Annotated in this window: 9 protein-coding genes and 1 tRNA gene; 5 read left to right on the top strand and 5 right to left on the bottom strand. The window is 69.4% G+C overall.

The features are described from left to right. The 5 genes from KHC23_RS24250 to KHC23_RS24230 all read left to right on the top strand — a co-directional run. Nucleotides 1-782: phage portal protein (locus KHC23_RS24250; protein WP_213376266.1), on the top strand; the 782-nt coding region annotated here is incomplete at its 5' end. Continuing rightward, a complete protein-coding gene (locus KHC23_RS24245) occupies nucleotides 779-2,611 on the top strand; it encodes a prohead protease/major capsid protein fusion protein (RefSeq protein WP_213376265.1) in 1,833 nt (610 codons plus the stop codon). The genes KHC23_RS24250 and KHC23_RS24245, both read left to right, overlap by 4 nt. Beyond that, entirely contained in the window at nucleotides 2,611-2,823 is a 213-nt protein-coding gene (locus KHC23_RS24240) for a phage head-tail joining protein (protein WP_018389384.1), read from the top strand. Before KHC23_RS24245 ends, KHC23_RS24240 begins: the two co-directional genes overlap by 1 nt. 17 nt (nucleotides 2,824-2,840) lie before the next feature. Continuing rightward, complete coding sequence (locus tag KHC23_RS24235) at nucleotides 2,841-3,065, top strand: hypothetical protein (RefSeq protein WP_246544935.1); 225 nt, start codon at nucleotides 2,841-2,843, stop codon at nucleotides 3,063-3,065. 2 nt (nucleotides 3,066-3,067) lie between these two features. Beyond that, complete coding sequence (locus KHC23_RS24230; protein WP_213376264.1) at nucleotides 3,068-4,150, top strand: tyrosine-type recombinase/integrase; 1,083 nt, start codon at nucleotides 3,068-3,070, stop codon at nucleotides 4,148-4,150. Between the two features lie 61 nt (nucleotides 4,151-4,211). Here KHC23_RS24230 and KHC23_RS24225 read toward each other — a convergent pair. From KHC23_RS24225 to KHC23_RS24205, 5 genes are all read right to left on the bottom strand, one after another. Next, nucleotides 4,212-4,287: transfer RNA gene (locus KHC23_RS24225), tRNA-Phe, on the bottom strand. A 525-nt stretch (nucleotides 4,288-4,812) separates the two neighbouring features. Beyond that, nucleotides 4,813-5,025, bottom strand: a complete 213-nt coding sequence (gene yacG, locus KHC23_RS24220; protein WP_213376263.1) for a DNA gyrase inhibitor YacG — start codon at nucleotides 5,023-5,025, stop codon at nucleotides 4,813-4,815. Next, nucleotides 5,022-5,645 (bottom strand): Maf-like protein, encoded by a 624-nt coding sequence (locus KHC23_RS24215; protein WP_213376262.1) that lies wholly within the window; start codon nucleotides 5,643-5,645, stop codon nucleotides 5,022-5,024. Before KHC23_RS24215 ends, yacG begins: the two co-directional genes overlap by 4 nt. Nucleotides 5,646-5,751: 106 nt before the next feature. Continuing rightward, nucleotides 5,752-6,159, bottom strand: a complete 408-nt coding sequence (locus KHC23_RS24210) for an arsenate-mycothiol transferase ArsC (protein WP_213376279.1) — start codon at nucleotides 6,157-6,159, stop codon at nucleotides 5,752-5,754. Nucleotides 6,160-6,245: 86 nt separating this feature from the next. Next, nucleotides 6,246-6,740 (bottom strand): UPF0262 family protein, encoded by a 495-nt coding sequence (locus tag KHC23_RS24205; protein ID WP_213376261.1) that lies wholly within the window; start codon nucleotides 6,738-6,740, stop codon nucleotides 6,246-6,248.

Raw genomic sequence — 6,740 nt, 5'->3', positions numbered from 1 at the left:
CCGACTTCCCCGGCCAGGTGCGCGGCGTCTCGTGGTTCGCCCCGGCGATCCTGCGCCTGGCCGAGCACGACGAGTGGCACGGCGCCCAGCTCACCCGCCAGAAGGTCGGCGCCCTGCTCGCCGGCCTCATCACCACCAATGACGGCACCGCGCCCTTCGGCGGCGAGGCGCAGGGCGAGGCGCTGATCGGCTCGCTGGAGCCGGGCGCCATGGTGGTGCTGCCGCCGGGCAAGGATGTGACCTTCTCCAACCCGCCGGCGATCGCGCAGGAGGCCAACGACTTCGGCCGCATCACCCTGCACGAGATCGCCGCCGCGCTCGGCCTGCCCTATGAGGTGCTGACCGGCGACCTCGCCAGCGTCAACTATTCCTCGATCCGCGCCGGCCTCGTCGAGTGGCGCCGCCGGGTGGAGATGACCCAGCACAACGTGATCGTGTTCCAGGCGCTGCGTCCCATCTGGCGCCGCTGGGCGATGATCGAGAGCCTGCAGGGCCGCCTTGCCGCCCGCCCGCAGGAGATGCTCCCGGTGCGCTGGATCACCCCGAAGCAGCAATGGGTCGACCCGGCCAAGGACGTGCAGGCGGAGATCGAGGCGATCAATGCCGGGCTGATGAGCCGCCGCGAGGCGGTGGCCGCGCGCGGCATGGATGTGGGCGCGCTCGATGCCGAGATCGCCGCCGACAAGGCCCGCGAGGCGAGCCTCGGCCTCGCCTTCACCGCGCCGGCCAAGGTGGCCCCCGCCGCCGCCCCGGCCATCCCTGTCACGGAGGAAGCAGCATGAACGCTCCCACCGACATCCTCACCCGCCGCGCTTCGCTCCCCGCCTCCAGCTGGGATGCCGACAGCCAGACCTTCGAGGCCGTGCTCTCCACCGGCGCCGCTGTCGAGCGCTGGGACGTGCACGGCCCCTATGACGAGATTCTCCTCCTGTCGCAGCCGGCGTGGCCCGCCCGCGTGCCCCTGCTCGACAGCCACGGAAGGGAGAGCGTGGACCGCCAGCTCGGGAGCGTCGACACGCTGCGCGTGGTCGGCGGGGACCTCCTCGGCCGCGCCACGCTCTCCCGCCACAATCCCCGCTCCCAGCGCATCGCCGCCGAGCTGTCGGACGGTGCCACCTTCGGCATCTCCATCGGCTATGGCGTCGAGCGCTGGTCCGAGCGCACCAATGCGAAGACCGGCCGCCGCGAGAAGGTGGCCGAGCGCTTCACCCTGATCGAGGCCAGCCTCGTCGTTGTCCCCGCCGACCCGCATGCAGGCATCAGGAGCCACGACATGACGGTCAGCACCGAGCCGGCGCCCGCGCCCGCTCATTCCACCCCGGCCCCCGCGCCGTCCCTCAACCCGCCGGCCGCCACGGAGCGCACGGCGATCAACATGGAGATTCGTTCCATCGCCAGCGTCGCCGGCCTCGACCAGGGCTGGATCGACAGCCAGATCGACGCCAACGCCACCACCGACGCCGCCCGCACCGCCGCCTTCGCCGCCATGCAGGCCCGCAGCGCCCCGCTGCAGACCTTCCACCCGACGGTGGCAACCGTCACTCAGGATCACACTGACCCGACGGCGATCCGCTCCGCCATGGGCGAGGCGCTTGCCCATCGCCTTGCCCCCGGCCGGGTGAAGCTGGAGGGCCGCTCGCGCGCCTATGCCGGCTTCCGCATGCTGGACATGATCGGCGACCTCGCCCAGGCGCGCGGCGAGCGCCTTAACCTGCGCGACCAGAACGCGCTGATGGAACGCGCCGTCGGCGCTCATTCCACCAGCGACTTCCCGCTCTTGCTGGCGGACGCGGCCAACAAGGCCCTGCTCGCCAACTACGCCGCCGCCGAGCCGACCTATCGCCTGATCGCCGCCCGGCGCGGATTCAACGACTTCCGCGACCATTCTTTCTTCCGCGTCGGCGACTTCCCGACCTTCCAGGAGACCAATGAGGGCGGCGAGCTGAAGTACGGCACCCTCTCCGAGAACCGCGAGAAGGTGCGGGCGAAGGAACTGAATGCCGGCATCGCCATCGGCCGCCGTGCCCTCATCAATGACGACCTCTCGGCGCTGGCGGACTTCTCCTCCATGATCGCCATCCGCGCCGCCAGCGACGAGAACGCCCGCGTCTACGGCCTGCTCGCCGCCAATGCCGCCCTCTCCGACGGCAAGGCGCTGTTCCACGCCGACCATGGCAACAAGGCCACCACCGGCGCCGCCCTCTCGGTCGCCTCGGTCGCCCTCGCCGTCTCCTCCCTGCGCAAGCAGAAGAGCCTCGACGGCGTGCCGCTCAACCTCGCTCCCCGCTTCCTCGTGGTCGGGCCGGACAGCGAGCTTGCCGCCCGCCAGGTGCTCGCCGCCATCACCGCCGCCAGGGCGGGCGACGTGAACCCCTGGGCGGGCACGATGGAGCTGGTGGTCGACGCCAATATCACCGGCAACACCTGGTACGTCATGGCGGACCCGGCGGCGGCGCCCAGCCTTGTCTATGGCTATGTCTCCGGCACTGATGGGCCGCAGATCCGCACCGAGATCGACTTCGACACCCGCGCCGTCAAGGTTGCCGCCGGGCTCGACTTCGGCTGCGGCGTCATCGACTTCCGCGGCCTCTACAAGAACGAGGGCGCGTGATGGCGGTCAAGGACAGCCTCGAAGACCGCCTTGCCCGGCTGCGCTCGGTGCGCGCCGATGGCGTCCGCCGCCTGCGCTACACCGACGGCAAGGAGGTCGAGTATCGCACCGACAGCGAACTCGCCGCCGCCATCGCCGACGTCGAGCGCCAGATCGCCGGGGCAAATGCCCCGGCGAAGGTCGTCTATCTCGCAACAAGCAAGGGGCTCTGAAAACGATGGCGAAGGCGATGCTCTCTCTTCAGGTTCAGCCCTACCGGATGCTGAAGAAGTCCGACGCGGCAGCCTATTGCGGGCTGCCGGCGGCGCGCTTCGAGATGCTCTGCCCCGTGCCGGCCGTCGCCTATCCCGACGGCTCGCGCCTGTGGGACGTGCGCGACCTCGATTCATGGGTGGACAGCCTCAAGACCGGCGCCGCCGACAGCGACGACGCCATTCTCGAAAAGCTGGGCTAGCCATGACCGTGGTGCACGTCAAAGGCTTCCAGATCTTCAAGGACCGGCACGGGAAGATGCGGTGCTATCACCGCGCTTCCCGCACGCCCGTTGATCTTGTTAAGGCCCCGATCGGCACCGCCGCGTTCCTCGCGGAATGCGCCCGCATCACGGCCCTGCAGGAGCGCGCCGGCACGACGCGCCCCGGCACGCTCGGTGCTCTCATCAAGGAGTACCGTGGCAGCAAGGATTTCCTTGAACGCCTGACGCGCACGACACGGGCCGGCTACCAGCGGGTGTTCGATTATCTCAAGCCGATCGAGGACACGCCCCTGACGCGCTTCACCTCGCCCTTCGTGGTGAAGCTGCGCGACAAGGCCGAGGCCAAGCACAAGCGCTGGTTCGCGAACTATCTCAAGACCGTCCTGTCTCTGCTGTTCGCCTGGGGCAAGGAGCGCGGCCACATGAAAGACAACCCGGCGGAGGGCATTCGCAGCATTCGCCGCCCCAAGGGCCTGCCGAAGCAGAATCGCCGCTGGACCGATGAGGAGCGCCACGCGGTGCTTGATGCCGCCCCGGCGCACATGCTGCCGGCGCTCGCCCTGATGATGTTTACCGGGCTCGGGCCGAAGGATGCGCTCACCCTGCCTCGCACGGCCTATGCCGGCGGCCGTATCAACACCAGCCGGTCCAAGACCGAGGAAGGCGTCATCTGGCCCGTCATCGACCCGCTGCGCGACATTCTCGCGGCGGCGCCGGCGCATTCGGCCATCACCCTCTGCGCCAACTCGCGCGGCCGGCCGTGGACCGTCTCCGGCTTCAACTCGTCATGGATGAAGCTGCAGCACACGCTGGAGAAGGCCGGCGCCATCGGCGAGGGGCTGACGCTCTACGGCCTGCGGCACACGGTGGCGGCGATTCTGCGCGAGAGCGGGGCCGACCTGCGCACCATCGCCGATGCGCTCGGCCAGAAGACCGAGGCCATGGCGCAGATGTACGCGCAGGGCTCCGACCTGTCGAAAAAGATGGATGAGGTGGCCGGCCGCTTCGGCCACGAAGTGAACAGCCGCAGAACAAAGGCTGTCAAACCGGGTCAGAAAACATGACAAACTGGCTGAAAATCACCGCCCCTTGCGCTGAAAAGTCTAGCGATATCAAGGGGGTAGATGGTGCCCAGGGACGGAGTCGAACCGCCGACACTGCGATTTTCAGTCGCATGCTCTACCAACTGAGCTACCTGGGCGTAGCCGGCAATGGCCTCAAGGCCATGCGGAGCGGGCGGGTTATAGAGTCTCGGCTGCCCCCTGTCCATATCCAGCCAAAGGGAAATTCCGGCTTTCCCCAGCCCTGGCGCGCGGTTCGGCAAGATAGGCTCGACCTGAGCGGTGAACCACCCTCAAACGCCGCGACAGGGCCCGCGGCCGGTCGGCGCCGCCCTTTACCGACGCACGTCCGAGCGGCAGACGCGCCGGCACCACCGCTGCATCCGCCCGGCGGGCGGCGGGATCTGCCTGTTCCCTTGCAGGATCGGCCGGACTGGCGTCGTATTGGGATGCCGGTCGCCCCGCCCAGGGCGATCCGCAAGGCACCCGTCCAAGACACCCACCCAAGGCGTGCGCCCCTGCCGGGTGGGACGCGGCAGGCGCCTCCCTTGGCGTTCGTGCGCCCGCCTGCGCCCTCTTGCGTTTTGTTGCCGTCCCAGACGGTGAAATCCACCGAAGGGACCGGCGAACCGGTGATCGCCTCGATTCCGGCGTCGGCCGGGGGCTCAGTCCTCGCGCGGCGGCCGGGGCGCGAGCGAGGGTTCCTCGCCATCCTCGTCGTCATTCTCGGTCACCGGGATGGCATAGGCGCCGGTGAGCCAGCGGTGCAGGTCGATATCGGCGCAGCGGGCGGAACAGAAGGGCCTGTATTTCTCCACCATCGGCTTGCCGCAGATCGGGCAGGGCTTGCCGGCGGGGGGAGGGCTCCCGGCGCTCATTCCGGGTTGCCCCAGCGCTGATGGACCGGGAAACGCTCGCCCGAGAGCAGCGCCACCGTCTCGGTCAGCGGCAGGCCGACGACATTGGTGTAGGAGCCGACCAGCTTGACCACGAACACGCCGGCAAGGCCCTGAATGGCATAGCCGCCGGCCTTTCCTTCCCATTCGCGGGCGGCGAGATAGGCTTCCATCTCCTCGCGCGAAAGGCGTTTGAAGCGCACCCGGGTCTCGACCAGCCGCGTGCGCACGCCGCCCTTGGGCGTCATCAGCGCCAGCCCGGTATAGACGCGGTGGGCGCGGCCGGAGAGCAGGCGCAGGCAATCGGCCGCCTCCTCGGTCACGTCGGGCTTGGGCAGGATGCGTCGGCCCACCGACACCACCGTGTCGGCGGCGAGCAGGAAAGCGCCCTCATGTTCGCCAAGCGCGCGGCGGCGGGCATCGGAGGCGTCGAGCTTCTCGCGCGCCAGCCGCAGCGCCAGCCGGCGGGGGAGCTCGCCGCGCTCGGGCGTCTCGTCGATATCGGCCGGCAGCAGGGCGTCGGGTTCGATTCCGGCCTGGGCCAGCAACGCCAGCCGGCGCGGCGAACCCGAGGCCAGCACCAGTGTCGGGCGGGCGCTCACGCAGTCACTCCTGTACGCCGGAAAGTCCGGCGGTTCGATCGGCCGGCACGCTAGAACATGTTCCGCGAAAACGGAATGACCTTCCCGCCGACATCGTCGCCCCGGTTCACCTCGGCCGGAACCGGGTGCGGATGCGGCGCTCCAGTTCGTCGCGCACACCGCGATAGGCATCGAGGCGCTGCTCGCGGTTGCCGCTGGCGAGCGTCGGGTCGGGGGTCGGCCAGTATTCCACGTCGATGGCGTTGGTGCGGGTCAGTTCCAGCGCGCGGTGATGGGCATCGGGGGAAAGGGTGACGACGAGATCGAAGCCGAGGCCTTCATTCTCCTCCAGTTCCTCCAGCGTCTGCGGCCGGTGGCGGGAGAGGTCGAGCCCGATCTCGTCAATGGCGGCGGTGACGAAAGGGTCGGTCTCGCCCTTGAGTACGCCGGCCGAGCCGACATAGAGCGAGCGGCCGAACAGATGCCGCGCCAGCACCGCCGCCATGGGCGAGCGCACGCTGTTCTGTCCGCACATGAACAATACCGATTGCGGCCGCTCCCGGCGGGCTGCCGGGCCGGGGCCGGCCGCCGCATCCTCGAAGGCGCCGGGCGCGGCCACGCTCAGCCTTTCCAGTGCAGGGCGCAGACCAGCGTGAACAGGCGCCGGGCCGTGCCGAAATCGAGGGCGATCTTCTCCTTCAGCCGTTCGCGCAGCAGTTCGGAGGCCTCGTTGTGCAGGCCGCGCCGGCCCATGTCGATGGCCTCGATCTGCGAAGGGCTGGCGGTGCGGATCGCCGAATAATAGCTCTCGCAGACGAGGAAATAGTCGCGCACCACGCGACGCAGCGGGCTCAGCGACAATTGGTGCTGCACCACGGGGGCGCCGTTCTCGCGGGTGACGTCCAGCACCAGCCGCCCCTCGCTCAGCGAGATGGCGAGGCAGTAGGGGCCGGGCGCGGCATCGCCCAGCGGGGCGAAGCTGTTTTCCGCCAGGAGATCGTAGATGGCGACGGCTCGCTCATGTTCGACATCGACATTGGAACGGCCGATGGAGGCGCCGTCCAGCGTCACGGCGGCCAGGCGGCGGGTCTCTGCGTAGGGATCGTCCCCGGCCAT

The organism is Ancylobacter dichloromethanicus (assembly GCF_018390645.1).
GTDB classification, from domain to species: Bacteria; Pseudomonadota; Alphaproteobacteria; order Rhizobiales; family Xanthobacteraceae; genus Ancylobacter; species Ancylobacter dichloromethanicus.
The sequence above is the reverse complement of the archived record's forward strand: the minus strand, read 5'-3'. Positions and strand labels throughout refer to the sequence as shown.

Excerpts from the sequence above, each read along its gene's own strand:
- KHC23_RS24245 (WP_213376265.1), top strand. The coding sequence starts at position 779 with ATGAACGCTCCCACCGACATCCTCACCCGCCGCGCTTCGCTCCCCGCC.
- KHC23_RS24240 (WP_018389384.1), top strand. The coding sequence starts at position 2,611 with ATGGCGGTCAAGGACAGCCTCGAAGACCGCCTTGCCCGGCTGCGCTCG.
- KHC23_RS24235 (WP_246544935.1), top strand. The coding sequence starts at position 2,841 with ATGCTCTCTCTTCAGGTTCAGCCCTACCGGATGCTGAAGAAGTCCGAC.
- KHC23_RS24230 (WP_213376264.1), top strand. The coding sequence starts at position 3,068 with ATGACCGTGGTGCACGTCAAAGGCTTCCAGATCTTCAAGGACCGGCAC.
- yacG (WP_213376263.1), bottom strand. The coding sequence starts at position 5,025 with ATGAGCGCCGGGAGCCCTCCCCCCGCCGGCAAGCCCTGCCCGATCTGC.
- KHC23_RS24210 (WP_213376279.1), bottom strand. The coding sequence starts at position 6,159 with ATGTGCGGACAGAACAGCGTGCGCTCGCCCATGGCGGCGGTGCTGGCG.
- KHC23_RS24205 (WP_213376261.1), bottom strand. The coding sequence starts at position 6,740 with ATGGCCGGGGACGATCCCTACGCAGAGACCCGCCGCCTGGCCGCCGTG.